The organism is Microbispora bryophytorum (genome assembly GCF_043197435.1).
Classification (GTDB): domain Bacteria; phylum Actinomycetota; class Actinomycetes; order Streptosporangiales; family Streptosporangiaceae; genus Microbispora; species Microbispora bryophytorum.
In genome coordinates this window covers 292,648-317,151 of record NZ_JBICTF010000003.1, presented here as the reverse complement: position 1 = coordinate 317,151, position 24,504 = coordinate 292,648, and the positions used below count along the sequence as shown (strand labels likewise).

At 72.1% G+C, this 24,504-nt stretch carries 24 protein-coding genes; 15 read left to right on the top strand and 9 right to left on the bottom strand.

The window, feature by feature from the left end; translation table 11 throughout:
* The first annotated feature begins 39 nt into the window (after nucleotides 1–39).
* Together ACGFIB_RS10865 and ACGFIB_RS10860 are read left to right on the top strand one after the other, a co-directional pair.
* Nucleotides 40–2,658: a CocE/NonD family hydrolase gene (locus ACGFIB_RS10865; RefSeq protein ID WP_393370553.1), complete on the top strand. Its 2,619-nt coding sequence runs from the start codon at nucleotides 40–42 to the stop codon at nucleotides 2,656–2,658.
* A complete protein-coding gene (locus tag ACGFIB_RS10860) occupies nucleotides 2,655–3,605 on the top strand; it encodes an ABC transporter permease (RefSeq protein WP_357257005.1) in 951 nt (316 codons plus the stop codon). Before ACGFIB_RS10865 ends, ACGFIB_RS10860 begins: the two co-directional genes overlap by 4 nt.
* Nucleotides 3,606–3,700: 95 nt before the next feature.
* Here the strand turns inward: ACGFIB_RS10860 and ACGFIB_RS10855 are convergent, their stop codons facing one another.
* Nucleotides 3,701–5,551 (bottom strand): sensor histidine kinase, encoded by a 1,851-nt coding sequence (locus ACGFIB_RS10855; protein WP_357257009.1) that lies wholly within the window; start codon nucleotides 5,549–5,551, stop codon nucleotides 3,701–3,703.
* A 105-nt stretch (nucleotides 5,552–5,656) separates the two neighbouring features.
* Between ACGFIB_RS10855 and ACGFIB_RS10850 the strand changes: the two genes are divergently transcribed.
* Nucleotides 5,657–6,316: a response regulator transcription factor gene (locus ACGFIB_RS10850; RefSeq protein WP_142571817.1), complete on the top strand. Its 660-nt coding sequence runs from the start codon at nucleotides 5,657–5,659 to the stop codon at nucleotides 6,314–6,316.
* A gap of 125 nt (nucleotides 6,317–6,441) precedes the next feature.
* Here ACGFIB_RS10850 and ACGFIB_RS10845 read toward each other — a convergent pair whose 3' ends face one another.
* On the bottom strand, nucleotides 6,442–6,813 hold the full coding sequence (locus ACGFIB_RS10845; RefSeq protein ID WP_357242274.1) for a response regulator: 372 nt from the start codon (nucleotides 6,811–6,813) through the stop codon (nucleotides 6,442–6,444).
* A 187-nt stretch (nucleotides 6,814–7,000) separates the two neighbouring features.
* Here ACGFIB_RS10845 and ACGFIB_RS10840 point away from each other — a divergent pair, with 187 nt between their 5' ends.
* The 3 genes from ACGFIB_RS10840 to ACGFIB_RS10830 are packed head-to-tail and all read left to right on the top strand — an operon-like array spanning nucleotide 7,001 to nucleotide 8,894.
* Nucleotides 7,001–8,155 carry an alpha/beta fold hydrolase gene (locus tag ACGFIB_RS10840; protein ID WP_393370548.1) on the top strand — a complete coding sequence of 385 codons (1,155 nt, stop codon included), beginning with the start codon at nucleotides 7,001–7,003 and terminating at the stop codon, nucleotides 8,153–8,155.
* A gap of 18 nt (nucleotides 8,156–8,173) precedes the next feature.
* Nucleotides 8,174–8,368, top strand: a complete 195-nt coding sequence (locus ACGFIB_RS10835; RefSeq protein ID WP_191051474.1) for a DUF5999 family protein — start codon at nucleotides 8,174–8,176, stop codon at nucleotides 8,366–8,368.
* Nucleotides 8,369–8,378: 10 nt separating this feature from the next.
* A complete protein-coding gene (locus ACGFIB_RS10830; protein ID WP_393370545.1) occupies nucleotides 8,379–8,894 on the top strand; it encodes an ATP-binding protein in 516 nt (171 codons plus the stop codon).
* Nucleotides 8,895–8,917: 23 nt separating this feature from the next.
* On the opposite strand, the gene ACGFIB_RS10825 is transcribed toward ACGFIB_RS10830, so the two are convergent.
* Nucleotides 8,918–9,085, bottom strand: coding sequence for a hypothetical protein (locus tag ACGFIB_RS10825; RefSeq protein WP_167748270.1), 168 nt, complete (start codon nucleotides 9,083–9,085; stop codon nucleotides 8,918–8,920).
* A gap of 347 nt (nucleotides 9,086–9,432) precedes the next feature.
* Between ACGFIB_RS10825 and ACGFIB_RS10820 the strand changes: the two genes are divergently transcribed.
* Entirely contained in the window at nucleotides 9,433–11,541 is a 2,109-nt protein-coding gene (locus ACGFIB_RS10820; RefSeq protein WP_393370542.1) for an ATP-binding protein, read from the top strand.
* Between the two features lie 94 nt (nucleotides 11,542–11,635).
* Here the strand turns inward: ACGFIB_RS10820 and ACGFIB_RS10815 are convergent, their stop codons facing one another.
* Together ACGFIB_RS10815 and ACGFIB_RS10810 are read right to left on the bottom strand one after the other, a co-directional pair.
* Complete coding sequence (locus ACGFIB_RS10815; protein WP_142571822.1) at nucleotides 11,636–12,607, bottom strand: 4-epi-cubebol synthase; 972 nt, start codon at nucleotides 12,605–12,607, stop codon at nucleotides 11,636–11,638.
* Between the two features lie 74 nt (nucleotides 12,608–12,681).
* A complete protein-coding gene (locus ACGFIB_RS10810) occupies nucleotides 12,682–13,083 on the bottom strand; it encodes an ankyrin repeat domain-containing protein (protein ID WP_357242262.1) in 402 nt (133 codons plus the stop codon).
* Between the two features lie 116 nt (nucleotides 13,084–13,199).
* Between ACGFIB_RS10810 and ACGFIB_RS10805 the strand changes: the two genes are divergently transcribed.
* Nucleotides 13,200–14,105, top strand: coding sequence for a proteasome assembly chaperone family protein (locus ACGFIB_RS10805; RefSeq protein ID WP_357021313.1), 906 nt, complete (start codon nucleotides 13,200–13,202; stop codon nucleotides 14,103–14,105).
* A gap of 51 nt (nucleotides 14,106–14,156) precedes the next feature.
* The gene (locus ACGFIB_RS10800) at nucleotides 14,157–15,281 is read left to right on the top strand and encodes a Gfo/Idh/MocA family oxidoreductase (protein ID WP_393370538.1); all 1,125 of its coding nucleotides are present in this window, start codon (nucleotides 14,157–14,159) and stop codon (nucleotides 15,279–15,281) included.
* A 7-nt stretch (nucleotides 15,282–15,288) separates the two neighbouring features.
* Here the strand turns inward: ACGFIB_RS10800 and ACGFIB_RS10795 are convergent, their stop codons facing one another.
* Nucleotides 15,289–15,954, bottom strand: coding sequence for a TetR family transcriptional regulator (locus tag ACGFIB_RS10795; RefSeq protein WP_393370535.1), 666 nt, complete (start codon nucleotides 15,952–15,954; stop codon nucleotides 15,289–15,291).
* A 95-nt stretch (nucleotides 15,955–16,049) separates the two neighbouring features.
* Here ACGFIB_RS10795 and ACGFIB_RS10790 point away from each other — a divergent pair, with 95 nt between their 5' ends.
* Nucleotides 16,050–16,973, top strand: a complete 924-nt coding sequence (locus tag ACGFIB_RS10790; protein ID WP_393370532.1) for an SDR family oxidoreductase — start codon at nucleotides 16,050–16,052, stop codon at nucleotides 16,971–16,973.
* 25 nt (nucleotides 16,974–16,998) lie between these two features.
* Here the strand turns inward: ACGFIB_RS10790 and ACGFIB_RS10785 are convergent, their stop codons facing one another.
* Entirely contained in the window at nucleotides 16,999–17,796 is a 798-nt protein-coding gene (locus ACGFIB_RS10785) for a tyrosine-protein phosphatase (RefSeq protein ID WP_357021324.1), read from the bottom strand.
* Between the two features lie 468 nt (nucleotides 17,797–18,264).
* Between ACGFIB_RS10785 and ACGFIB_RS10780 the strand changes: the two genes are divergently transcribed.
* The 4 genes from ACGFIB_RS10780 to ACGFIB_RS10765 all read left to right on the top strand — a co-directional run bounded on the left by ACGFIB_RS10780 (nucleotide 18,265) and on the right by ACGFIB_RS10765 (nucleotide 21,485).
* Nucleotides 18,265–19,602, top strand: coding sequence for an SGNH/GDSL hydrolase family protein (locus tag ACGFIB_RS10780; RefSeq protein ID WP_393370529.1), 1,338 nt, complete (start codon nucleotides 18,265–18,267; stop codon nucleotides 19,600–19,602).
* Nucleotides 19,603–19,637: 35 nt separating this feature from the next.
* Nucleotides 19,638–19,766: a hypothetical protein gene (locus ACGFIB_RS10775; protein ID WP_357242244.1), complete on the top strand. Its 129-nt coding sequence runs from the start codon at nucleotides 19,638–19,640 to the stop codon at nucleotides 19,764–19,766.
* Between the two features lie 225 nt (nucleotides 19,767–19,991).
* Nucleotides 19,992–20,753, top strand: a complete 762-nt coding sequence (locus ACGFIB_RS10770) for a protein kinase domain-containing protein (protein WP_393370525.1) — start codon at nucleotides 19,992–19,994, stop codon at nucleotides 20,751–20,753.
* A 159-nt stretch (nucleotides 20,754–20,912) separates the two neighbouring features.
* The gene (locus tag ACGFIB_RS10765; RefSeq protein ID WP_142571831.1) at nucleotides 20,913–21,485 is read left to right on the top strand and encodes a hemerythrin domain-containing protein; all 573 of its coding nucleotides are present in this window, start codon (nucleotides 20,913–20,915) and stop codon (nucleotides 21,483–21,485) included.
* Between the two features lie 41 nt (nucleotides 21,486–21,526).
* Here ACGFIB_RS10765 and ACGFIB_RS10760 read toward each other — a convergent pair whose 3' ends face one another.
* Together ACGFIB_RS10760 and ACGFIB_RS10755 are read right to left on the bottom strand one after the other, a co-directional pair.
* Nucleotides 21,527–22,210, bottom strand: coding sequence for a serine hydrolase domain-containing protein (locus ACGFIB_RS10760; RefSeq protein WP_393371460.1), 684 nt, complete (start codon nucleotides 22,208–22,210; stop codon nucleotides 21,527–21,529).
* The gene (locus ACGFIB_RS10755) at nucleotides 22,111–22,764 is read right to left on the bottom strand and encodes an HAD family hydrolase (RefSeq protein ID WP_357242232.1); all 654 of its coding nucleotides are present in this window, start codon (nucleotides 22,762–22,764) and stop codon (nucleotides 22,111–22,113) included. Before ACGFIB_RS10755 ends, ACGFIB_RS10760 begins: the two co-directional genes overlap by 100 nt.
* A 65-nt stretch (nucleotides 22,765–22,829) precedes the next feature.
* Here ACGFIB_RS10755 and ACGFIB_RS10750 point away from each other — a divergent pair, with 65 nt between their 5' ends.
* On the top strand, nucleotides 22,830–24,359 hold the full coding sequence (locus ACGFIB_RS10750) for a gamma-glutamyltransferase family protein (protein ID WP_357242229.1): 1,530 nt from the start codon (nucleotides 22,830–22,832) through the stop codon (nucleotides 24,357–24,359).
* Nucleotides 24,360–24,504: the final 145 nt, after the last annotated feature.

Genomic DNA, 24,504 nt, shown 5'->3' with positions numbered 1-24,504 from the left:
CCTCAGCGGTCTCTCAGCAGAGACAAGTAGCATCGCGACATGGCGTTTCCGGGTGGGCGGCGTGCCCTCGCGATCGTAGTCACGCTGGTCATCCTGATGGCCGGAGGCGTGGCGTGGGCTCTGTGGCCCTCCGGCCCCGTGGTGAAGGGACGTGACCTGGTCATCCCCGTCGTGGACGGACCGGCCGGCGACCAGCACGTCGATCTCGACGCCACCTTCTATCCCCCGGCCTCCGGCGGCCGGGCTCCGGCCGTGCTGCTCGCCCACGGATTCGGCGGCAGCAAGGAGAGCATGCGCGATCAGGCGACACGGCTCGCCGAGCAGGGCTACGCCGTGCTGACCTGGTCGGCCCGCGGGTTCGGCCGCTCGACCGGGCAGATCGCGCTCAACTCCCCCGACTACGAGGTCAAGGACGTGCGGGAGCTGATCGACTGGCTGGCCGAGCGCCCCGAAGTGCGGCTCGACGCGCCGGGCGACCCGCGCGTCGGGATCGCCGGCGGCTCGTACGGCGGGGCGATCGCGCTGATGGCCGCAGCCTACGACAGCCGGGTCGACGCGATCGTCCCCCAGATCACCTGGTACGACCTCGCCGACGCGCTCTTCCCCGACGCCTCGGGCAAGGGCCCGCTCAACGGTGTCTTCAAGAAGATGTGGGCCGGCATCTTCTTCAGCTCCGCCGCCGATCGCCTGGCCCCGGACGGCGGCCTCGGCGCGGGCGGCCTGGCCGGCCTCACCGGCGCGGCCGCGGGCTCTGGCGGCGACGCCTCCAAGGGCGGGCAGACCGGGCGGATCCCCGGAACGGAGCAGGTCCAGTGCGGACGGTTCCTGCCGCAGATCTGCGAGATGTACCAGAAGGTGGCCGAAACCGGCCGGGCCACCAAGGACGCGGTCGACCTCCTGCGGCGGTCGAGCCCGATCTCGGTGCCCGGCCGGATCAAGGTGCCCACGCTGCTGATCCAGGGCCAGCGCGACTCGCTGTTCCCGCTCTCACACGCCGACGCCAACGCCCGGGCCATCGCCGCCACCGGCGCTCCGGTCGATGTCGCCTGGTTCAACGGCGGCCACGACGGCGGCGACGGCGAGGCGGACTGGCTGTCGGACCGTACGACCGGCTGGTTCGACCGCTACCTCAAGGGGTCCTCCGCCGGCGAGGACGACCCGGCCGCGTTCACCGTGACCAGGGACGGCGGCCGGGACCCGGGCACGCGCCGGCCCGTGCTCCTGCACGCCACCGCCGACCGCTACCCCGGGCTGCCGGGCGGGGAGCGCACCACGGTCGCGCTCGACGGCCCCCAGCAGCCGATCGCCAACCCGGCGGGCGGGTCGCCGTCGTCGATCTCGGCGGTTCCCGGCCTCGGCGGACTGCTCGGCGGAAACGGCGGCGGCGCGTCGATCGCGCTGGACATGCCGGGCCAGGCGGCCGCCTTCGAGTCCGCCCCGCTGTCCAGGCCCGCGCAGGTCACCGGCAGCCCGACCGTCACGATCAGGGTGTTCGGCACGGGTGAGGCCACGCTGTTCGCCAAGCTCTACGACGTCTCCGGAGGGTCGCTTCCGGTGCTCCCGTCGAGCCTCGTCTCTCCGCTGCGGGTCACCGCGAGCGAGGCGGGCACGCCGGTCACCGTGACGCTTCCGGCCATCGACAGGCGCTTCGACGCCGGGCACAGGATGCGGCTGGTCGTGTCGACCACCGATCTCGGCTACGCGACGCCCGCGGCCCCCGCCGTCTACCGGGTCGCGCTGGAGTCCCCCACGCTGGAGCTGCCCGGGGACGCGGCGCTGCGGACGCCCGCCACCGGCCCGGCATGGTGGACGTGGGCCATGCCGCTCGCCGCGATCGTGGTCGCGATCGTGCTCCTGCTGACCGGCGGGGCCAGGCGCGGCAGGGACGCGGGCGACCCGGCGGTGGACCCCGAGTCGGCCGATGTGCCCTTGGTCATCAGCGGGCTGGGCAAGCGCTACCGCAACGGCGAGAAGGCGGTCGACGGTCTGTCGTTCCGGGTCGAGAAGGGCCAGGTGCTCGGCCTGCTCGGGCCGAACGGAGCGGGCAAGACCACCACCATGCGCATGCTGATGGGTCTCATCCACCCCGACGAGGGCGAGATCCGGATCTTCGGCAGCCGTGTGCGGCCGGGGGCTCCGGTGTTGTCGCGGCTCGGGTCCTTCGTCGAGGGGCCGGGGTTCCTGCCGCACCTGTCCGGCCGGGCCAACCTGGAGCTGTACTGGCAGGCCACGGGGCGACCGCCGCAGGACGCCCACATGGAGGAGGCGCTGGAGATCGCCGGGCTCGGCGGGGCCCTGGAGCGCGCGGTGCGCACCTACTCCCAGGGCATGCGCCAGCGCCTCGCCATCGCGCAGGCCATGCTCGGCCTTCCCGACCTGCTCGTGCTGGACGAGCCGACCAACGGCCTCGACCCGCCGCAGATCGCCGAGATGCGCCGGGTGCTCAAGGCGTACGCCGAGCGGGGGCGCACCGTCATCGTCTCCAGCCACATGCTCGCCGAGGTCGAGCAGGCCTGCACCCACGTGGTCGTCATGCACCGCGGGCGTCTGGTGTCGGCCGGGCCGGTCGGCGACCTGCTCGCCACCGCGCCGGCCGCCAACGGCGCCGGCCCCCGCCTGGAGGACGTGTTCCTCGACCTGATCGGAGACAGCCGTTGAGCCCGGCGAAGCGACCGGCCCCGGACCTGACCGGGCACATCCACGACGGCGGGCAGGCCACGCCGGTCGGCCAGGACGAGCCGGGCACGCCTGGTGACGCCGCCAGGGGCCGGGCGCCCGGTTACGCTCCGGGACGCACGCTGCCGCTGCGGGTGGAGTTCGTGCGGCAGCTGCGGCGGCGCCGGACCATGGCGATGTTCGCCGTGCTGCTCGCCCTGCCGTGGGTGCTCGTGGTGGCGTTCCAGTTCGGGCCGGCCGGGCGGGGGCAGGGCAGTCTGCGGCTGTCGGATCTGGCCACGGCGGGCGGGCTCAACTTCGCCGCGTTCGCCCTGTCGGTGTCGGCCAACTTCCTGCTGGTCGTCGCCGTGGCGCTGTTCTGCGGTGACACGGTGGCCAGCGAGGCGAGCTGGTCGTCGCTGCGCTACCTGCTCGCCGCTCCGGTTCCCCGCGACCGGCTGCTGCGCCAGAAGCTGGTGGTGGCGCTGGCCTATTCGGCCGCCGCGGTGACGGTGCTTCCGCTGATGGCCCTGCTCGCCGGCACGCTGGCCTTCGGATGGAACGACATCACCGTGCCAGGGACCGGCGAGGTGATCCCCGCCGCCGACGTACTGCCCAAATTCGCCGTCGTCATCGGCTATGCCCTCGTCAGCCAGCTCGTGGTCGCCGCGGTCGCCTTCCTGCTGTCGGTCGGCACCGACTCCCCGCTCGGCGCGGTCGGCGGCGGGGTCGGCCTGGTGATCGTCAGCAGCATCCTGCAGGCGGTCGAGGCGCTGGGCTCGCTTCGCGAGTTCCTCCCCACGTTCTGGAACTCCGCGTGGCTCGACGCGCTCGCGCCGGAGCCCGACTACAGCGGCATGGTGAAGGGCGTGGCGATCTCCGTGACCTACTCGGCGGTCCTCGTCGCCCTGGCCTTCCGCCGCTTCCGGCGCCGGGACATCGTGTCCTGATGCGCCGGTTCCCGGCAGGCGTACCGGCAGAAGATCGTGGCCGCGCCGTCAGCGGTTCCCGGCAGGCGTACCGGCAGAAGATCGTGGCCGCGCCGTCAGCGGTTCCCGACGGGGATGACCGCCGTCACGGTGGTGCCCCGGCCGGGCGGGCTGGCGACCTCGATCGTGCCGTCGAGCGCCTGGACCCGGTCGATGAGACCGATGAGACCGGACCCCTTGCCCGGATTCGCGCCTCCCACCCCGTCGTCGCGGATCGCGACTGTCGCCGCGTCGCCCGCCGCGTCGACCTTGACGCGCACCGTCGAGGCCCGCGCGTGCTTGGCCACGTTCGTCAGCGACTCGGACACGATGTAGTAGACCGCCACCTCGACCCGCTCCGGCAGGCGGCCGTCGACCCGTACGTCCAGCTCGACGGGGACGGCCGAGCGGCGCGCGAGCATCTTCAGAGCGGGCCCGAGCCCGCCCTTGGACAGGATCGCCGGGTGGATGCCGCGCGACAGCTCGCGCAGGTCCTCCAGCACCAGCATCAGGCCCTCGGCCGTGTGGGACAGCTGTTCCTTGAGCTCCGGCAGTCCGGGCGGCACGGCGGTCTCCGCCGTCCGCAGCTCCAACCCCAGGGAGACAAGGCGCTGCTGGGCCCCGTCGTGCAGGTCGCGCTCGATCCGGTGCCTGGTCTCGTCCGAGGTGGCGACCACGCGGGCGCGTGAGGCGGCGAGCTCGTCACGGGCCTGGGCGTTGGATATCGCCGTTACGACGAGTTCGGTGAAGACCCGCATGCGTTCCTCCACACCCTCCGGCTGCCGCTCCAGCCCCCTGAAGAAGGCGATCATCACGCCCCACAGGCGCCCCCCGACGGCGATAGGGCTGCCGACCGCGATGCCGTTCTCCTCATCCCTGGCCCACCTGCCCAGCTCCCCTGCCGTGCTCTCGTCCGCCGCGATCCTTCCCGGCTGTCCCGTCCGCAGGACGAGGGCGGACAGGCCTTCCTCTCTGAGGCGCCGGCGTGAGCCCACCGGCGACGGTGATCCGCCGCTCGACGCACTCCAGGAGCTCATCAGGACGACGGTCCGGTCTGGCTCGTAGCGTTCGATCGCCGTGTGGTCCGCCTTCACGATCAGACCCATCTCACGAGCGACCACGCCGAAGATCTCCGTCGGCGAGACCCCGCGAGCGACCGACGTGGCGACCCGCCGCAGGGCGGCCTGCTCATCGGCGATCCTGGCGAGCTCGTCCCTGCTCGCCGCCAGGGCGGTGCTGATGGCCTCGCGGTCGCGCGCCGCCATCAGCACCGCTTCCAGCGAGGGCACCACGCGCTCCCGCAGGCGGCGCGTCATGCCCGCCGGCAGGCCGGCGGGCATGACGAGCGTGCCGATCCGGGCGCCGTCGTCGGTCAGCGGCAGAGTGCAGTGCCGCGGGTCATCGCCGACCGGCCCGAGGGCGATATCCAAATACGGCAGGCCGAGTCCCTGCGCCAGGCGCCGGGCCACGACCGGCAGCGCCGCGCGCAGGTGTTCGGCACGCAGGAGGAGGCGGGCCGTCCTGGCGCTGAGGTCGGCCTCGCGGCGGCGTTCCTCCGCCTCGACGACCAACGTTCGCATCAGCGCGGCGGCGGCGCTGACCAGCAGCCCGACGACCAGGAAGATCACCAGCGGCACCCATGTCCACGTGCTGAAGATGCTGACCACGTGGACGGGCGGGACCTGGAAGAAGTCGTAGACCAGGGCGCTGGCCAGGGCGGTGATCACGCCGAGTCTCATGCCCCAGAGGAACGCGACCACGAGAACGCCGACCAGATAGACTGCGTGCAGGGCGTTGCGGGGCGCCACCTGCGCCAGTGCAAAGGCTATGAACGTCTCGGCTGCTACGCATGCGGCGCCCGTCAGGATGCCCCACAGGAGGGGCGGGCGGCCCGCGCGTAGCAGCAACGACAGCAACCGCGCGCGCACAAGGCCACACTACTCTCACAGGACCGGTAGAGGTACGGGGGAAAGCCCAGGTCAACGCCGTCGCCCGCCGCGCCGGACCGGCATGCTACGAAGGCGGCAAGAGCGGTGAACGAGACTCCGACCCGAGTGGTGCTGGCGGACGACGACATCCTGCTGCGTGAGGGGCTGGCCAGCCTGCTGGAGCGCTCGGGGTTCGAGGTCGCCGGCCAGGCGGGGAACGCGGCCGAACTGCTCGCCCTCGTGCGGGAACACCGTCCCGACCTGGCTGTCGTCGACATCCGGATGCCTCCCGGGCACGCGACGGAGGGCGTCGAGGCGGCCAAGGTCATCCGCACGGAGCTCCCCGAGGTGGGCATCCTGCTGCTGTCGGCGCACGTCGAGGTCGATCAGGCGATGGAGTTGCTCGCCACCGGGCACCGGGTCGGCTACCTGCTCAAGAGCCGGGTGACCGCGGTGTCCGACTTCGTGGAGACGCTCGAACGCATCGTCCACGGCGGATCGGTCGTGGACCCCAGCCTTGTGGCCGAGCTGTTCAGCACCCGCCGACGGCAGGATCCGCTGGAGCTGCTCACCCAGCGTGAGCGCGAGGTGCTCTCCCTCATGGCGGAGGGCCGCTCGAACGCCGGAATCGCGCACAAGCTCTGGATCACGGAGGGCACGGTCGAAAAGCACGTGCGCAGCATCATGTCGAGGCTGCGGCTGCCGGAGACGGAGGACGACCATCGCCGCGTGCTCGCGGTGCTCGCGTTCCTCGACGCCCGCTGAAGGACGCCCGCTGAAGGACCCGCTGAGGGACGCCCCGCGGAAGTACACCCGCTGAGGGACGCCTATGAGGGACGCCTATGAGGGACGCCTGTTGAGACCGTTCCGATGTTGCCCGCGCGACCGGTTCAGGCGTCCGCGCCCCGCAGGATCTCGTCGATGGCCTGTTTCGACAGGCGCGGTTTCGGCAGGAAGGCGACGGCCGGGCTGGTCGCGATCAGCTCGGCGAAGTCCTGCTCGTCGTGCGTCGAGATCAGGATGATCGGCGGCGGTTCCCCCCCGCCCTCGTCGTACAGTCGCCGGGCCAGGTCGAACCCGCTCTCCGCGCCCAGGTCGATGTCGACCAGCACGACGTCCGGCCGGAGCTCGCCGACCCGGCCGAGCGCTTCGGCGATCGTGGACGCGACGCCCACGACTGCGACGCCCTCCGCCTCCAGGAACAGGCGGGCGGCCTTTTTAAAGTGGTCGCTGTCGTCCGCGATCAGACACCGCAGGGGCACGTCTTCAGAGTGACATCGGAGCGCACCCGCGTCATTGCAGCTAGCTGCTACACCGAGGTGCCGCGGGCACGCCCATCGGATGGGGGCTGCCAGCGCAGACGGGGGCCTCCCGGAAGGGCCATCGTGGGAGGTGCCAGCGAACGACCGCGCGCGGGTGAGATCACCCGAGGCCGGGAAGGAGGCGGCGATGCTGACCGACCGCCACGAGCCGTGGACCGGCCAGGTGTGGACCGGCCAGGTGTGGACCGGCCAGGTGTGGACCGGCCAGGCACGGAGTGGCGAGGCAGGGACCGGCCAGGCACGCAGTGGCGAGGCAGGCACCGGCCAGGCAGGCACCGGCCAGGCAGGGACAGGCGAGGCCACCGGCCGACGCTCGGCCGCCCCAATGCGGGCCGGGCGCGCCGCGGACCCGGACCGGGCCGCCGGCTCGTCCCGGATCGTCGTGGCCGACGACGGAGTGGAGCTGTACGTCACGGTGGACGGTCCCGCCGACGCCGAGACGACCCTGGTGTTCTGCCACGGGCTGTCGTCGTGCCTGGAGTGCTGGGAGAACCAGCGGACGTTCTTCGCCGGCCGGGCCCGTGTGGTGACGTACGACCAGCGTGGTCACAACCGGTCGGGCCGGGGCTCCGCGGGATCGGCCACCGTCGCGCAGCTCGGCCGCGATCTCTGCCGGATCCTCGTCGAGGTCGTCCCGGCGGGACCGGTGATCCTGGTGGGGCATTCCATGGGCGGCATGGCGATCATGGCGTTGGCGCAGGCCCACCCTGAGCTGTTCGGCCGGCGCATCGCGGGTGTCGCGCTGCTGGCGACCTCGGCGGGCGGGCTGGGCGGCGTGACGCTGGGCCTTCCCACGTGCGGCGCGAGGCTGCTGCGGCCGCTGGTGCCCGCGCTGCTCAGGCTGCTCGGCGACGACCCGGCCCGCTCTGGGCGACCTGCCGTGGACGAGCTCGTGCAGCTGCTGGTGCGGCGCTACTCCTACGCCTCGCAGGTGCCGTCGAGCGTACGGGAGGCCGCGGTCCGGGTCATCTGCTCCGCCCCGGCGCAGGTGTTCCGGGACTACTACCCGGCCCTGATGGCGTACGACGGGTTCGCCGCGCTCGCGGCGCTGCGGGAGATCCCCATCCTGGTCATGGTCGGCCGCGACGATCTCGTCACGCCGGTCGGGCACAGCGAGGCGATCGCGGGCGCCCTGTCCTCGGCCCGCCTCGTGGTGCTGCCGAAGACCGGCCACAACCTCATGCTCGAACGGCCTCTCGTCGTCAACACCGCACTCGGCCGTCTGCTGCGCGTGGTCACCCGGCCCGAACCGGCTCTTCGTGAACTGCCCACCGCCTGTTGAAGGATCGAGGTGACACGCATGTGCCCGCACACCCCGCCCTGTCCGTCCGCGTACGCCCCCGACCACGAGGCCGCCCGTCTCGTGGCCTTCCACCCCGAGCAGGGATGGGGGCTGCTCTGCAACGGTGTCGTGGTGTTCGAGGACACCGGCGAGCTGCTTCCCGACGGCCGGAGCCTTCTCCCGCACCGGGCCTGCTGTGCGCGGGCCGCGTGACTCGACGGACATGGCCGCGCTCATCCCCCTGAGGCGGCGGCCGGACGGCGCCATGCCGGGAGAACGGCACTCGGCGTCCCCGGACGACGCCGCCGACACAGCCGACACGGCCGACACAGCCGAAGACGGTGTGCCGGACGTGCGCCGCGCCTCCTGGGTCCTCCCCATCGCCCCGTCCTCCACGAGCCGGGCGCGCCGCCTCGTCCGCGCCACCCTGCGGGACTGGGCGGGCAGTGTGGACGGCGAGACGCCCGAGGTGGCGGAACTGCTCGTCAGCGAGCTGATCGCCAACGTCCTGCGGCACGGGCGGGGGGAACCCGTCCTCACGCTCCTGCTGCAGGGCGGTGTCCTGCGGTGCGAGGTCGAGGACGAGGCCCGCGTTCCGGTGCGGATCCGCGACACGTCACCGGACGAGGAGGAGAGCGGCCGGGGGCTGCTGATCGTCGAATCCCTGTCCCGCTCCTGGGGCGTATGCGCGACGAGCAGGGGGAAGGCCGTCTGGTTCGAGCTGGCGGTGCGGTGCTAGCCCGTGCTGGTCCGGCGCCGGTTCTAGCCCCAGTGCGGCGGGCGTTCCTCCAGCAGGTGGGAGTCGTCGGAGCCGGAGCGCCACTCGCCCCATCCGAGGTCGGTGTCGTCGCTTGTCTGGTCAGGCAGCACCGGCAGCCCCTCGTCGAAGAGGTCCACCGGACGCATGTCATCCGGATGCTGCACACTCACGCGCGCAATGCTACCGGCTACGCGCCCGGAGCCGCGAACACCGGGAAGCCGCGAACACCGGGAAGCCGCGAACGCCGGGGGGCCGCGAGCACGCTGCCGGGAAGCCGCGGGAACCACGCTGCCGGGGAGCCGTGGAGTTCCGGAAAGCCGCGGAGCCGGGGAGTTCCCAGGCGGCCGGGGAACCGGGGCCACGGCCGTGCGACGGGTTGGGACTCCTTGCCCCGAGGGGAGATCACCCCGTCCCAACGCCGGGCAAACGTCACGCCCGTACCACCGGACAGCCAACCGCACGCAAAGGTACGATGCGGGAGCAGGGAGCACGCCGGACGAACCCCCCGTGAGGCGGCATGGCAACGCCAGCAGGATGGCGGCAAGAGGGCAACCTGCCCGTGGAGCTGACCAGCTTCGTCGGGCGGACGCGCCTGCTCGCGTCGCTGCGACAGAGACTGCAGGAGCACCGGCTGATCACCGTGACGGGCATCGGCGGGGTCGGCAAGTCGCGCACCGCGCTGCGTCTCGCGCACCAGGTGCGACAGCGGTACAGGCACGGCGTCTGGTACGTCGAGCTGGCCCGGCTGCAGGACCCCGGAATGCTCTATCACACGATCACGGCCGCGCTGGGCATCGCCGACCAGTCTCCGCGCGAAGGGGCGGACACCCTCGCCGAATGGCTGGCCGAACGGGAGCTCCTGCTCATCCTGGACACCTGCGAGCACCTGGTCGACGCGTGCGCCCATCTCACCCAGAAACTGCTCGACACGGCGCCGAACCTGCGCATCCTCGCGACGAGCCGGCGGTCGCTCAACGCGCCGGGCGAGTACACGGCCTCCGTGCCGCCGCTGACCGTGCCCGGCGACAACCCCTCGGACAACCCGTTCACCAACGAGGCCGTCGAGCTGTTCGGCGCTCGGGCCTCCGCCGTCGTGCCCGACTTCGCGGTGGACGAGGACAACATCACGGCCGTCACCGAGCTGTGCCGCCGCCTCGACGGGATCCCGCTGGCCATCGAACTGGCCGCCGTGCGCCTGCGCACGCTGTCGGTCGAGCAGATCCTCGCGCTGCTCGCCGACCGGTTCAGCCTGCTCGCCGGAGCCAGCCGTACGGCGCTGCCGCGCCACCAGACGCTGCGGGCGGCGATCGGCTGGAGCCACGAGCTGTGCGAACCGGCCGAGCGGCTGCTCTGGGCGCGGCTGTCGGTGTTCGCCGGCGACTTCGAGCTGGAGGCGGCCCGGCACGTCTGCGCCGGCGACGCCCTGCCCTCCGACCGGATCCTCGACGTGATCGGCGGCCTGGTCGACAAGTCGGTCCTGCTGAGCTTCCCCACGCCCGCCGGTCAGCGCTACCGGCTGATCGACACGCTGCGGCAGTACGGCGGCGAGTGGCTGGACAAGCTCGGCGAGACGCAGGACCTGCGTCGCCGCCACCGCGACTACTACCTTCAGCTCGCCGAGCGCAGCGAACACTCGTGGTCGGGACCGCGCCAGGTCCACTGGTACACGCGGATGCGCCAGGAGCACGACAACATCCGCGTCGCCCTCGACTTCTGCCTGTCCACCCCCGGCGAGGAGCAGGTCGGACTCGAGCTGCTGTCGGCGCTGTGGTTCCTGTGGGTCGCCTGCGGTTTCGCCCGTGAGGGCGTGATCTATCTGGAGCGAGCGCTCAAGGCCATCTCCGCGCCCAGCAGGGAACGCTGCAAGGCCCTGTGGGTGCTGGCCTACATCCGCAGCGCCCAGGGCGACATGGCGGGCGCGCTCGCCGCGGCCGAGCAGTGCAGCACCGACGCGGTGCGCGTGGGCGACTCGGGCGCGGTGCTGCTCTCGACCAAGATGCAGGGCACCGCGGCCATGCTGCAGGGCGACGCGAAGAAGGCGACCGCGCTGCTCGGCGTCGCGATCGAGTTCCACCGCGGCGGCCGGGAGCTGAACCCGGGCCTGCTGCCGGCGATCGTCGAGCTGTCCATGGTGCTGCTCGCGCAGGGCGAGTTCGAGGAGGCGGAGACGCTGCTGGTCGACTGCCTTCAGGTCTGCCAGGAGCGCGGCGAGCTGTGGCTGCGGTCCTACGCCTGGTACGTCTCCTCCCTCGTCCACCGGGCGACCGGCAGGCGTGACGAGGCGCTGGTGGCGTGCAAGGAGGCGCTGCGCATCAAGCAGCACTTCCACGACGTGCTCGGGATCGTCCTGTGCGTGGACAACCTCGCGACCCTGAACCTCCAGGCCGGTGAGCCGGAACGGACGGCGACCCTCCTCGGGGCCGCCCAGTCCAACTGGCGGACCTTCGGGCTGCCCCAGTTCGGGTCGCCGTTCTTCACAACCGAGCACGAGCAGTGCGTCAAGGAGTGCAAGAAGCTGATCGGCGATGCCGCCTACGACGAGGCGTACACCGCCGGGACCCGGTTCAGCCTGGGCGACCTCGTCGAGTACGCGCTGGACGACCTCGACGACTTCCACCTGGACTGACCGGGTTCACTTCTGGACCGGACCTCGGGCCGGACGGGCTCGACTGCCGGACGGGCTCGACCCGGGCCGGGCGGGCCACCGATGTCACCGGCGGTCACTGCCAGGCGCCGACATACCGGGAGCTGGTCAGCGAGTAGTCCACGCTGCCGCTGATCCAGTACTGCAGGCCGTGCACGTACGCGTCGACGGCGGGCGAGCCGAGCGCCTCCGTGGCCGGGGCGAGCGCCGCCATCGCGGCGACCGCCTCGTCACGCATCGCTCCGATCCGGTCCATCGCCTCCTGGATCGTGCAACCGGTGTGCCCGACGAGCACGCTGACGAGGTTGTTGCGGATGTTCGCCTCACCTCGCTCCTTCGCGTACGAGATGAGGTCGTTGTCCCAGACGACCACATCGTTGGCGTGCTCGGTCATCTCGTGCACCACCGGATGGCGCCACTCGTCCATCGTGAGGCAGACCTCCGCCGCCACGTCGATCAGCGCGAACACGGTGAGCATCGCGCCGGTCCTGCGGCGCATGAAGATGTAGTCGTCGATCGTGGGAACGACATCGTCCTCGCGGTTGGCGGCCTCCCAGACCTGGGCGGACAGATAGTCCTTGGTGGTCACGCGCCACCGGTCGAGCTGGTCGGCGGTGCCGTGTTTCCTGATCCGCGTCTTGACGTCGAGGAGCGCACGGGCGAAGACGTTCTCGACCGGTTCGTCTCCTTCGTTGTCCTCGACCACGCTGTAGAGCTGGGGCAGCGCGCGGGCGATCTCGGCCGCCCGCCGGTCCGACTCGCAGTAGGCGTCGTCGAACGCGAACAGCCACACGCACCAGTCCGTGACGAGCTGGCACAGCTCCCGGGAGGCGTACGGGTAGGTCCGGGCACCGAGCCATCCATAGCGGGCGAGCCGAAAACGCTCGAGCTGGTCGCCGTCGGCGATCATGCCGGAGGCGGTGAGCCAGGCCAGGGTGTCCCGGTTCACCTCGTCGACGTGCGGGTTCACCGCACTCGGGAAGGGGCAGGTGAGCGAGGGAAGGCGGAGGGGGCGCCCACTGAGGGAATCCGCTTTCGCAGTAGCCATCAGACAAGCATGGTCCTACCAGATGATTGACGCTAGCCATATCATATTTCGGCTATATCGGCCCGAAATTCGGCTCAACCGGATGGACCCTCGATGAGGGTGACGATCTCCGCGTCCCCGAACATGCGCGCGGCGTCGACCGCCGACGGTGTCCCGGCGTAGCGATCCGCTCCCAGCTCCAGCAGCGCCCGTACGACCGCGGGCTCCTTCTTGAACACCGCGCCGGCGAGCGGGGTCTGCCCGCGGTCGTTGGCGAGGTCGGGGTCCGCGCCCCGCTCGCCCAGGGCGCGCACCGTCGCGGCGTGCCCGTGGTAGGCCGCCAGCATCAGCAGGGTGTCGCCCTTCTGGTTGCGCAGGTTGACGGGCACGCCCGCGTCGACGTAGGCGCACAGCGCCTCGGTCCGCCCCGATCTCGCGAGATCGAAGAGCCTGGTGGCGAACTCCTCCAGCTCAGGGCCCGGTTCCATGTTCCCCATAGTCCAACGGTAAGGTCGCCGCTACCCCTCCGGAATCGGTCACGCAACAGGCACGGAATCGACCGGGGGTCCCGTAGGTTCAGTAGGTAAAGGCTTCGTGAGAAAGGCTGGGACACGTGTCCGACCCCACGGATCTCTATCGGCTCGACGGGGACCTTCCCGAGCTGACCGATCCGGTGCTGCTCTACCACTTCGAGGGGTTCGTCGACGCCGGTGCCGCCGGGCGGCTGGCCCTGGGGCACCTCCTCGCCGAACTGGAGCACCGGGTCATCGCGACCTTCGACGTGGACCGGCTGCTCGACTACCGGTCCCGGCGCCCGGCGATGACCTTCGACACCGATCACTGGAGTGACTACGACACTCCTGAGCTGGCCGTCTACCTGACCAAGGACGTCACGGGCACACCGTTCCTCATTCTGAACGGCCCGGAGCCGGACCGGGAGTGGGAGCTGTTCACCGAGGCCGTCGGCATGCTGGTGACCCGGCTCAACATCGGCAGGCTGGTAACCGTCCACGGCATCCCGATGGGCGTCCCGCACACCCGGCCGCTCGGACTGACGGCCCACGCCACCCGCTCCGACCTCGTCCACGGGCAGACCAGCCCCTTCGGCAAGGTCCGGGTGCCGGGCAGCCTCGCCGGGCTCATCGAGTTCCGGCTCGGGACGAAGGGTCACGACGCGCTCGGCCACGCCGTCCACGTGCCTCACTACCTCGCCCAAGCGGAGTATCCGCAGGCCGCGGTGACGGCGCTGGAGGCCGTCACGCGCGGCACCGGACTGGTCTTCCCCATGGACGCGCTCAGGGAGGCGGCCGACAAGACCAACACCGAGATCGAGGAGCAGATCGCGGCGTCCGAGGAGCTCGCCGGCGCCATCCGCGGCCTGGAGCAGCAGTACGACGCGTTCCAGTCGGGCGCCGAGCGGGAGAGCCTGCTGGCCGAGGACGCGCAGATGCCCACGGGTGAGGAGCTCGCCGCCCAGTTCGAGGCGTTTCTCGCCGAACGGGACGACCGCGACACCTGAGCCGCCGCGAAGCCGCCGCCCCCGACCCGCCCGAAGGACGCCTCGCCTGTCATGCCGCCCTCAGATCTCTCCGACATTCGCGTCGGATTGGCCGGTTTCGGTCCGGCCGGATCCTTCTTCCACGCGCCGCTGATCGCCGCCACGCCGGGACTGCGCCTCGCCGCCGTCGTCACCCGCGACCCCGCCAGGGCCGAGCGCGTCCGTGCCGAATACCCCGGCGCGGACGTCGTCCCGGCCGTGGACGACCTGTGGGACCGCTGCGATCTCGTGGTGATCGCGACACCGAACCGCACCCACGTGCCCCTGGCGACCGAGGCGCTCAAGGCCGGGCTTCCCGTGGTCGTCGACAAGCCGCTGGCCGGCGCCGCCGCGCAGGCCCGCGACCTCGCAGGGCTCGCGCGCGACCGCGGGCTGATGCTGACGGTCTTCCAGAACCGGCGCTGGGACGGCGATTTCCTGACGCTGCGCCGGCTGCTGCCCGAGCTGGGCGAGGTCCACCGGTTCGAGTCGCGGTTCGAGCGGTGGAGGCCGGTGCCCAAGGGCGGCTGGCGCGAGTCGGGCGGCCCGGAGGAGATCGGCGGCACCCTCTACGACCTCGGCAGCCACCTGGTGGACCAGGCCCTGCGGTTGTTCGGCCCGGTCTTCCAGGTCTACGCGGAGACCGATGTCAGGCGGGCCGGGGTGCGCAACGACGACGACGCGTTCGTCGCGCTGACCCACCGGAGCGGGACCCGCTCGCACCTGTGGATGAGCGCGGTGGCCGCGAACCTCGGTCCGAGGTTCCGGGTGCTCGGCTCCCGCGCGTCGTACGTCAAGTGGGGGCTGGACCCGCAGGAGGAGCGCCTGCGGGCGGGCGGGCGCCCGGACGCCGCCGACTTCAGCCTCGGCCCGAGTTCCGGCCCGAGTTCCGGCCCGAGTTCCGGCACGGGCACCGGCTGGGGCGCGGAGCCCTCCGACCGGTGGGGCACGCTCGGGGCCGAGGGCCAGGGCCGTCCGGTCCCGACGGAGCCGGGAGCGTACCAGCGGTTCTACGAGGGCGTCGTGGCCTGCCTGCGGGACGGTGCGCCGCCCCCGGTCGAGCCGGACGACGCCGCCGAAGCCATCGCCGTCCTGGAGGCCGCCGCCCTCTCGGCGGCCCGCGGCCAGGTGATCACCCTCTCCGATCTGGAGCAGTAGCGTCCGCTCACCGCGGGGCCCGCGCCTCGGCGGCGGGCGGGGCGGTGACGTCCGGAGCGGAGGCGGGCGGGGTGGTGACGTCCGGGGCGGCGGCGAGTCTGCGGGCGACTTCGACCACTGTCTCGCGGCGGCGGGCCAAGGCGGCCTGGTCGGTCTCCTCGTCCAGAACAAGGCGGCACATCCGGGGCACCGCGAAGTTCCAGGAAATCAGTCCCATGATGGTGAACAGCAGATCCTGGGTGGCGCGGATCCGCGCGTCCCCGGGGAGGTCACCGACCGCGCCCGCGTCCACGAGTTGGCCGACCTTCTCGCGGAAACCGTCACGCCACTCCCGCTCGCTGTCGCCGGATTCGTCGCTCACCTCCAGCGCCTCCCACAGCAGCAGCCTGATCAGCTCCGGGTGTTCCCGGTACCAGTCGAACATCTGCCCGACCGACTCGGCCACCGCGTCGGGATTAATGGAGACGGAGACGCGGACCTCCTCCAGCTTCGCCCGCAGGACGGCGGCGAACAGCTTCTCCTTGCTCCCGTAATACAGATAGATGGCCTGTTTGTTGGCCCTGGCGGCCGTCGCGATGCGGTCCACCCTGGCCCCGGCCAGGCCGTGCTCCGCGAACTCGGCGGCGGCGGCGTCGAAGATCCGCCGTCTGGTGTCCTCCGCGTCGTAGGGCATGGATGAATTAAACCATCCAGTTGACTCCTCCCCGCCCAGACGGCAGTATCGGATGAGCAATAAAACAACCAGATGGTTTATTGAGAGGCCCTGTCATGAGCACTGCCACACCCGTCCCCGTCCGGTCGCCGCTGCCGGGCACTCTGTCCGGCACGACCGCCCTCCTCATCGGCGGAAGCTCCGGCATCGGGCTGGCGGCGGCCGTCCTGCTGCGTTCGGTCGGCGCCCGCGTCGTGCTGGTCGGCCGCGACCCCGACCGGCTTAAGGCCGCCGTCTCCCGGGTGCGCGCCGTCTTCCCGCTGCGCGATGTCTCCGGGCTGCGCGCCGTCTCCCCGCTGCGCGATGTCTCCGGGCCGCGCGATATTTCCGAGCCGCGCGATGTCTCCGGGCTGCACGATGTCTCCGGGCTACGCGGTGCGGGCCCGGCCGAGGATCCCGACGACGCCGTGCTGGGCGTTACCGGAGACGGCGGAGACGAGCAGACCCTCGCCGAGGCCTTCGACCGGGCGGGTCACGTCGACCACGTGTACGTCACCGCCGGCGGCATCAGCGGCGCCGGCCCCCTGACCGGGCTGTCGGCCGAAGACATCCGCACGACCCTCGGCTCTGGCTCTCTCCAGACCGCCTTCACCGTCGCCCGCGCGGCGGCGGCCCGGCTTCCCGCGGGAGGCTCGCTCACGTTCAGCTCGGGGATCCTCGTGGTCCGCCCCTACCCCGGTATGACCGTCCCGCTGTCGGCCGCCGGCGCCGTGGAGACCCTCACCAAGGCCCTCGCCGTGGAACTCGCCCCCGCGCGGGTGCGGGTGAACACCGTGCGCTATGGCCGGATCGACACCCCGCTCCTGCGCTCACTGCCGGGGCTGGACTCCGACGACGCGATCGCCGCCGCCGGAACGTCCACGCCCCTCGGCCGCTTCGGCACCGCCGAGGAAGCCGCCGCCACGGCTGTCTTCCTCATGGCCAACAACTACGTCACCGGCCAGGTCATCACCGTCGACGGCGGCGAAACCCTCGCCTGACCCCGCTTCCGGCGACGGCCGGAGGTCAGTCGCGCAGCCGGCCGCGCAGCGCCTCGGTGTCGGCGTCGGTCCAGCCCTGGGTCCGCAGCCAGCCGAGGGGGCCGCCGAACCGGTCGTCCAGCGTCGTCAGGAACTTGTCCATGTACTCGGGCCGCGGCAGGTGGCTGTCGACCGGCTTCGAGTCGAGATCGTCGCGGTAGGTGCGGCTGGCGCGCAGCCGGGTGAGGATGCCCTCCAGCCGTTCGCCGGTGGCGACGTAGTCTCCGATGATCGCCTCCCGGGTGGCGCCCGCGACGGCGAGCGCCAGGGCGCTGACCACTCCGGTGCGGTCCTTGCCCGCCGCGCAGTGCACCACGGCCATCCCGTCGTCACGGGCGAGCACCCGCAGGGCGGCCACCACCGAGTCGGGCCGGTCGCGCAGATATCCGTAGTAGTAGCCGGTCACGCGGAGTTCAGCCAGGGCCTCCTCCTCCCGCTCACCCTGCCACGGCAGGGTCCGGTCGTCGATGGTGTCGGCCTCGACGTCGGTGAGGTGCCCGCCCTCCGCGAACAGGCTGTGGTGGTGGATGCCGACCTCCGGCAGGAGGATCAGCGGACCCGGCCCCTCCAGGCGTACCTCGGTCTCCGACCGCAGGTCGACCACATGCCGCAGCTTGAGGTCGCCCACGAGCAGCGCCACGTCACCCTCGGTCAGGCCCTGCAGGTTGTCGGACCGCAGGATCCGGCCGGGCACCGTGGTCCCGCCGTCCGCGGTGGGCAGGCCGCCGAGGTCCCGTACGTTCGCCGCGCCTTGCAGGACGATCCAACGCTCGTGTGCATTCATCAAGCCGAGCCTATCCGTCCCTCTATGACAGAAGAATGAGTGCAGAGTGAAGATCTGCACTCGACGTCGCATCGATCCCGCTACCTGCCGCTATATCCCTTCCTCTGCGCACGCGGGGCGCGATGGGCGGAACCCCCTCCGGCACGATCACATGCGGGCGGGCATCCGTCGGGCCCTCCAGGACGTGCGGCGACGTCGGACGGCGCGGAGGACGGCGCGGAGGACGGCGCGGAGGACGGCGCGGAGAAGGGGCCGGAGAAGGGGCCGGAACGGCAAGGAACAGTCGGCATTCCACCACAAGGGGAGCGACTGTTACGCCTGACGGTCAAGTTCTTTCCCCAGTCTCCGCCAAACAGCCGTAATGTATGGCGTCGCGGACGCTTCTCGATCAACGTTCTCGGCGGAGTGATCGGAAGCGGGGCCGCCACGGACACGCACCAGGCAGCCACACCCACATGGAGGACCCGGATGGCACGGCCGGCTCACCGGTTGACCATGGCCGCTCTCGCCGTCGCCGTCGGCGGCGCGACCGCGGCGCTTCCCACGGCACCGGTCCACGCGGAGTCTTCCGCGGCCGCGAGCGCCGCGGCCGGTCCGTCCTCCACCGCTTCGTCCTCCGCCGCCCGGGGGCGCGCGGCGGCCTCGAGCGCCCCCGGGCACCGCGCGGCCACGCCGAAGTCCGGTGGCGCCTCGCCCGTACAGCAGCACCGCCTGGTCGGCGCGTGGACCACCTCGACCGACCGGATCACGGCGGCTCTCGGCGGGCAGACCGTGCGGATGGTCGTGCGTGCCAGCGTCGGCGGCGCCGGCACGCGCCTGCGCCTGTCCAACGTCTTCGGAACGGCGCCGGTGACGTTCTCGGACGTGTACGTGGGGGTCCAGGCGTACGGCGCCGAGATCCTCGCGGGGACCAACCGGCCGGTGACCTTCCGCAAGCGCACCTCGGTGCGGGTGCCGCCGGGCCAGGCCGTCTGGAGCGACCCGATCCCGGGCCGGATCGCCGGCGGCTCCGCCCTGGTCGTCAGCCTCCACCTGCCCGGGACGGTCAGGGGCGTGACCGGACACGAACGCGCCTACAGCACCACCTACCTGTCCGACCCGGGGAACCACTCGGCGGAGGAGAGCGGCGAGGGCTTCACCTACACCAGCACGCAGTGGTACTTCCTCGACAGAATCGCGGTCGAGGCGGGCGGGGCCACGGTCGGCTCGATGGTCGCGTTCGGCGACTCGATCACCGACGGTGCGGGCCAGGCCGTCGACGCCAACCGCCGCTGGACCGACTACCTGCGGCAGCGGCTGGCCCGCCAGTCGACGTCGCGGCGGATGGGGGTGCTCAACGCCGGCATCGCCGGAAACCGGCTGCTGCACTCCAACGTCGGCCCGAGCGGTCTCAGCCGGTTCTACCGCGACGTGCTGTCCCAGCCGGGGGTGCGCACCGTAGTGGTCTACGAGGGGATCAACGACATCGCCCGGGGCGACTACACCTCGATCAAGCCGCTCGCCTACGGATACAAGAAGTTGATCCGCGAGGCGCACGCCCGCAAGATCAAGGTGCTGGGCGCCACGCTCACCCCCTTCTACGGCTGGGGCACCTGGACTCCGGAGCGCGAGGAGATCAGGCAGCGGCTGAACACGTGGATCCGCACGAGCGGGGTGTTCGACGGCGTCCTCGACTTCGACCGGGCCGTACGCGATCCCGAGTTCCCCGAGCAGCTGACCGTCTCCTACGACTCTGGCGATCACCTGCACCTGAGCGACGCCGGACGGCTCGCGATCGCCGACGCGGTGAACACCCGCATGCTCTGATCCCGGAACGGCCACCGGGTCGCTACCGTGTGACCATGGCCGCCCCCCTTGAGCCCGACGACCCGCGCACGCTCGGCGGGTTCCGTCTCGGCGGACGTCTCGGCGAGGGCGGCAGGGCGTCGTCTACCTGGGCTACACGCCCGACGGCGCTCCGGTCGCGGTGAAGGTGCTCAAGACCGGGCTCGACCCCGCCGTCCGGGCACGGCTGACGCGTGAACTCGACGTCCTGCGCGGCGTCGCCCCCTTCTGCACCGCCAGGGTGATCACGGCGATGGTGGACGGGCGCGAGCCGTACGTCGTGAGCGAGTTCGTCGACGGCCCCTCGCTCCAGCAGCGGGTGACCGCGTCGGGTCCGCTGCGCGGAGGCGAGCTGGAACGGCTGGCTCGCGGTGGGGACGGCGACCGCGCTGGCGGCGATTCACGGCGCGGGCATCGTGCACCGCGACTTCAAGCCGGGCAACGTGCTGCTGGGGCCGGACGGTCCCCGGGTGGTCGATTTCGGCATCGCCCGCCAGGACGAGAGCGAGACGATGACCACGGGACGCGGGGGACACCGGGCGGCGGACACCGTTCCCGGTGCCCGCCGGAGCGGATCGCGCGCCCGGGTCCTGGCCGGGGCCGGCGCTGCCGTGGCGGCGCTCGGGATCACCGCCGCGCTGCTGGTCCCGCGCCTGACCGCGATGTCCGGCGGCCCGTCCCCCACGCCCCTGGCGAGCGCTCCCGCCCAGAGCACGTACGCGCCTGGCCCGACGCCGACCGCCCCCGCGACCACGGGCGCCGAGCCCGGCGGCACGGGCGGGACGGATCCGGCGAGCGCCTCCGCGCCTTCGGGCATTCCGCAGGCGTTCGAGGGGAAGTGGCGGGGGCACATCGCCCCCACCGTCGGCCTTCTCACGAGTGAGTACGACATCGAGATCGAGTTGAAGAGCGGCAAGCCGTCCGGCAGGTGGAAGGAGCCCGCGAACTCCTGCGAGGGCACGCTGCGGCTGACCGCGGCGTCCGGCTCGGCGCTCAGGTTCCGGCTGGAGGACGTGCCGCAGTGCGTCCCGGGCGACGTCGTGCTCACCCGCGAGGGCGACGCCCTCGCCTACCGGCACACCGACGATCTCGGCCTGTTCTCCTACGAGGGCACCCTCACCAAGGACTCCTGATCCTCGGGCTCCGACGGGGCGGGAGATCACGGCGAGTGATCCTCGGGGGCGGGCCCGCGGACGTCACCGCGGGGCCGGAGAAAGGGGCCGGGGCCGGGACCGGTGTGAGCGCGGTTACGGCGGGTAGTGCGAGCGCGTCAACGCACAGGAGAGGAACCCATGGCTACCGACGTCATCAGCCTGATCAAGGAAGATCACCGCGACGTGGAGTCGTTGTTCGAGCGGCTCCAGAAGATGCCGGAGAACCGGCCGGCCCTGCTCGCGGAGCTGGCGGCGAAGTTCATCGCCCACAGCGAGGGCGAGGAGGACGAGGTCTACCCCGTGCTCGCCAAGCGGCGGCCCGAGGAGAAGGGGGAGGTCCACCACGGCACGGAGGAGCACCACGAGGCCGAGGAGATGATCTCCCAGCTCCTGGGGACCGACCCGGAGAGTCCCGAGTTCGACACGGTGCTGCACGAGCTGATCGATGCGGTGACGCACCACGTCGAGGAGGAGGAGACCGACATCCTCCCGGTCCTGGAGAAGGCCGTCCCCTTCGAGGAGCGGGTGCAGCTCGGCAAGGCCTTCAGCAAGCGGAAGGCCGAGGTGCTCGCCGCCCCGATCAAGCCGCGCTCGCGGACGAAGGACGAGCTGTTGCACCAGGCCAGGGAGCTGGGCGTCGAGGGCGCGTCGGGAATGAGCAAGGACGAGCTGATCTCCGCCGTCAGGCAGAAGAAGCAGGCGCAGGGCTGAGCGCACGCGCGGAGCGGCCGGCCGTGGGCCCGGTGGACCCGTCAGAGGCAGGCGTACAGCGCCGCGACCATGGGCTGCCACCTCGGGTCCGGGCCGGCCGCGCTGACGATCAGGCGGCTCGGCGTGTAGGCCAGGGCGACCCCCGCGTCCGGGTCGGCGAAGGCGAGCGCCCCACCCGAGCCGCTGTGCCCGAAGGCCCGCGGGTTCGGCGCGAACGGCCGGATCTCGCAGGGCAGCATGTAGCCGAGCGCGAACCTCGTCTGCGCCCGCAGAACCTCGTCGCGTCCCTCGCTCCGGGGCGCGACGGCCCGGCCGAGCACGTCAGGGCCGACGATCGCACCGGACACCAGCCTGCCGTACAGCGTGGCGAGGGCCCTGGCGGTGGCGTGCCCGTTGGAGGCGGGGATCTCGGCGGCCCGCCAGCGCGCGGTGTTGGGCAGACCGGGCGTGAGCTGCTCGGCCGGGTTGCAGAAGGCCATCATCGTGATCGAGCCGGGCTCGGACATGGCGTTCATCAGTGATGACGGAGGGGCGTCCGGCCCGGCCTGGGGTGCGGCGAGGTACGCGGCGCGCCTCGCCTTCCGGCGCGCTGCGCGAACTCCTCGCCCGCCGGCTGCGCCCCTGATCAGCCGAGTGCCGGAACCAGGCGGACGAGGTCGGCCAGGCCGTCGGCGACGAGGTCGGCACGTGCGGCGTCGGGGCGCTCGGCGTGCAGGTAGCCCCAGGGCCCCCGGCGCAGCAGGACCGTCCGCATCCCGGCGCGCGCGGCCGGCAGGACGTCGTTGTCGAGGCGGTCGCCGACGTAGAGGATCTCCCCCGGCTCATGGCCGCAGACCGCCGCGACCTTGGCGAAGAACGCGGGATCGGGCTTCTCCACTCCCCATCCCGCCGATGTGTGGATCCCGTCCACCGGCAGGTCCATCGCGACCAGCGCGTCGTACGCCTGGGGCGGCTGGTTACCCGCCACGACCACGTCGTAACCGGCCTCCCGCAGGGCCGCGAGACTCGGCCGCACGTCCGGGTAGAGGTCGTCGGCGTCGAAGTTCTCGCGCAGCCCGTCCGGATCCTCGCGCCGCCACGCCGCGATCTCGGCGTCGAGGTCGATCCCCGGCCTGATCAGCTCGAACGCCTCCTGATGGCTCCGGTCGAGCGCAGCCATGCCGCCGAGCACCCCCATGAATGTCAGAGGCGGCACGCCCAGCCGGCCGGCCCACCGGCACCAGATCCGGGTCTCGTCGATGAGCGTCTCCCCCACGTCGAACACGAGCGCCCGGACCATGACCGCATCTCCCTTTCATCCTGTTTACGGCAGCCACTCTATGGTGTGCCGTAACATCGCCGAACGTGAGCGAGACTCGGTATGCCCTGAACGGCATGGTATGCACGGTCGATCATCTGGCCTCGGCGGCAGGCGTCGCCCTGCTCGACAAAGGCGGCAACGCGGTGGACGCGGCCATCGCCGCGAACGCGGTGCTGGCGGTCACCGCGCCGCACATGTGCGGTCTCGGCGGCGACTTGTTCGCCCTCGTCCACGACGGAACCGTGAGCGCGCTGAACGCCTCGGGGCGGGCGGGCTCGGGCGCCGATCCCGGCCGGCTGCGGGCGGAGGGCCTCGACCGGATGCCCCACCTGTACGACATCCGCTCGGTCCCGGTGCCCGGCTGCGCCGACGGGTGGCTGGCGCTGCACGAGCGGTACGGCCGTCTGCCGCTCGCCGACCTGCTGGCCCCCGCGATCCGCCTCGCGGCGGAGGGCTTCCCCGCCTCGCCGCTGCTCGCCCCGGGCGGGGAGTTCATCGGCTCGCTGCCCGGAGCCGGGGACTTCGCGACCGTCCGCCGGGCCGGGGACGTGATCCGCAGACCCGGCGTCGCCAGGGCTCTCACCGCGCTCGGCGAGGGCGGCCGGGCGGCGTTCTACCAGGGCGAGTTCGGCAAGGGCCTGCTGGAGCTGGGCGGCGGCGAGTACACCGAGGAAGACCTGGCCCGGCCGAACGCCGACTGGGTGGAGCCGCTGAGCGCCGAGGTGTTCGGGCACCGCGTCTGGACCGTTCCCCCGAACTCCCAGGGCTACCTGCTCCTGCTGGCCCTGGAGATCCTCGCCGAGCTCGGACCGCCCGCCGACCCGGCCGACCCGCGCTGGGCCCACCTGCTGGTGGAGTCGGCCAGGGCGGCCGGGCACGACCGGCTCGACGTCCTCCACGAGGCCGCCGTCGCGCCGCTCGGCACGGCCGCCGCCCGCCGCGCGCTGATCGACCCCGAGCGGCGCTCCCCCCTGCCCGAGGCTCCCGCCGGGCCGGGCGACACGACGTACCTGTGCGTGGTCGACGGGGACGGCATGGGCGTCTCGCTCATCCAGTCGAACGCGTCGGGCTTCGGCAGCCTGCTCTTCGAACCCAGCACCGGGATCAACCTGCACAACCGCGGCATCGGCTTCTCACTCACACCCGGCCACCCCGCGGAGTACGGTCCGGGCCGCCGTCCGCCCCACACGCTGTGCCCGGCGCTGGTCACCCGTCCGGACGGGACGCTGCGCACGGTCATCGGCACGATGGGCGGCGACGCGCAGCCGCAGATCCTGCTGCAACTGGTCACCCGTCTGCTCGCGCACGGCCAGACGCCCGGCGAGACGATCGCCGCGCCGCGCTGGGTGCTCGGCAGTGGCACCGGCTTCGACACCTGGCGGTCCGCCCCGGTCGTCGAGGTCGAGGAGGGCGCGCCGTGGGCGGACGGCCTGCGCGAGCGCGGGCACGCCGCCGAGACGGTGGAGTGGGGCTCCGGCTTCGGCCACGCCCACCTGATCGATCTGCTCCCGTCGGGCGTGCTCGCCGGGGCGGCCGACCCCCGCGCGCTGATCGGCGCCGCCCTCGGCCACTAACCCCCACCCCCTCCGCGTGATCTTGGAATAGGTTGCAGACAGGTGCCGCGACCTGCGCCGATACATATCGTGATCTTGCAGGAAGAGACCGGCCGCCACACATGACCAGGCAGAATGCGAGTCGTGATCTTGCAAATGCAAGATC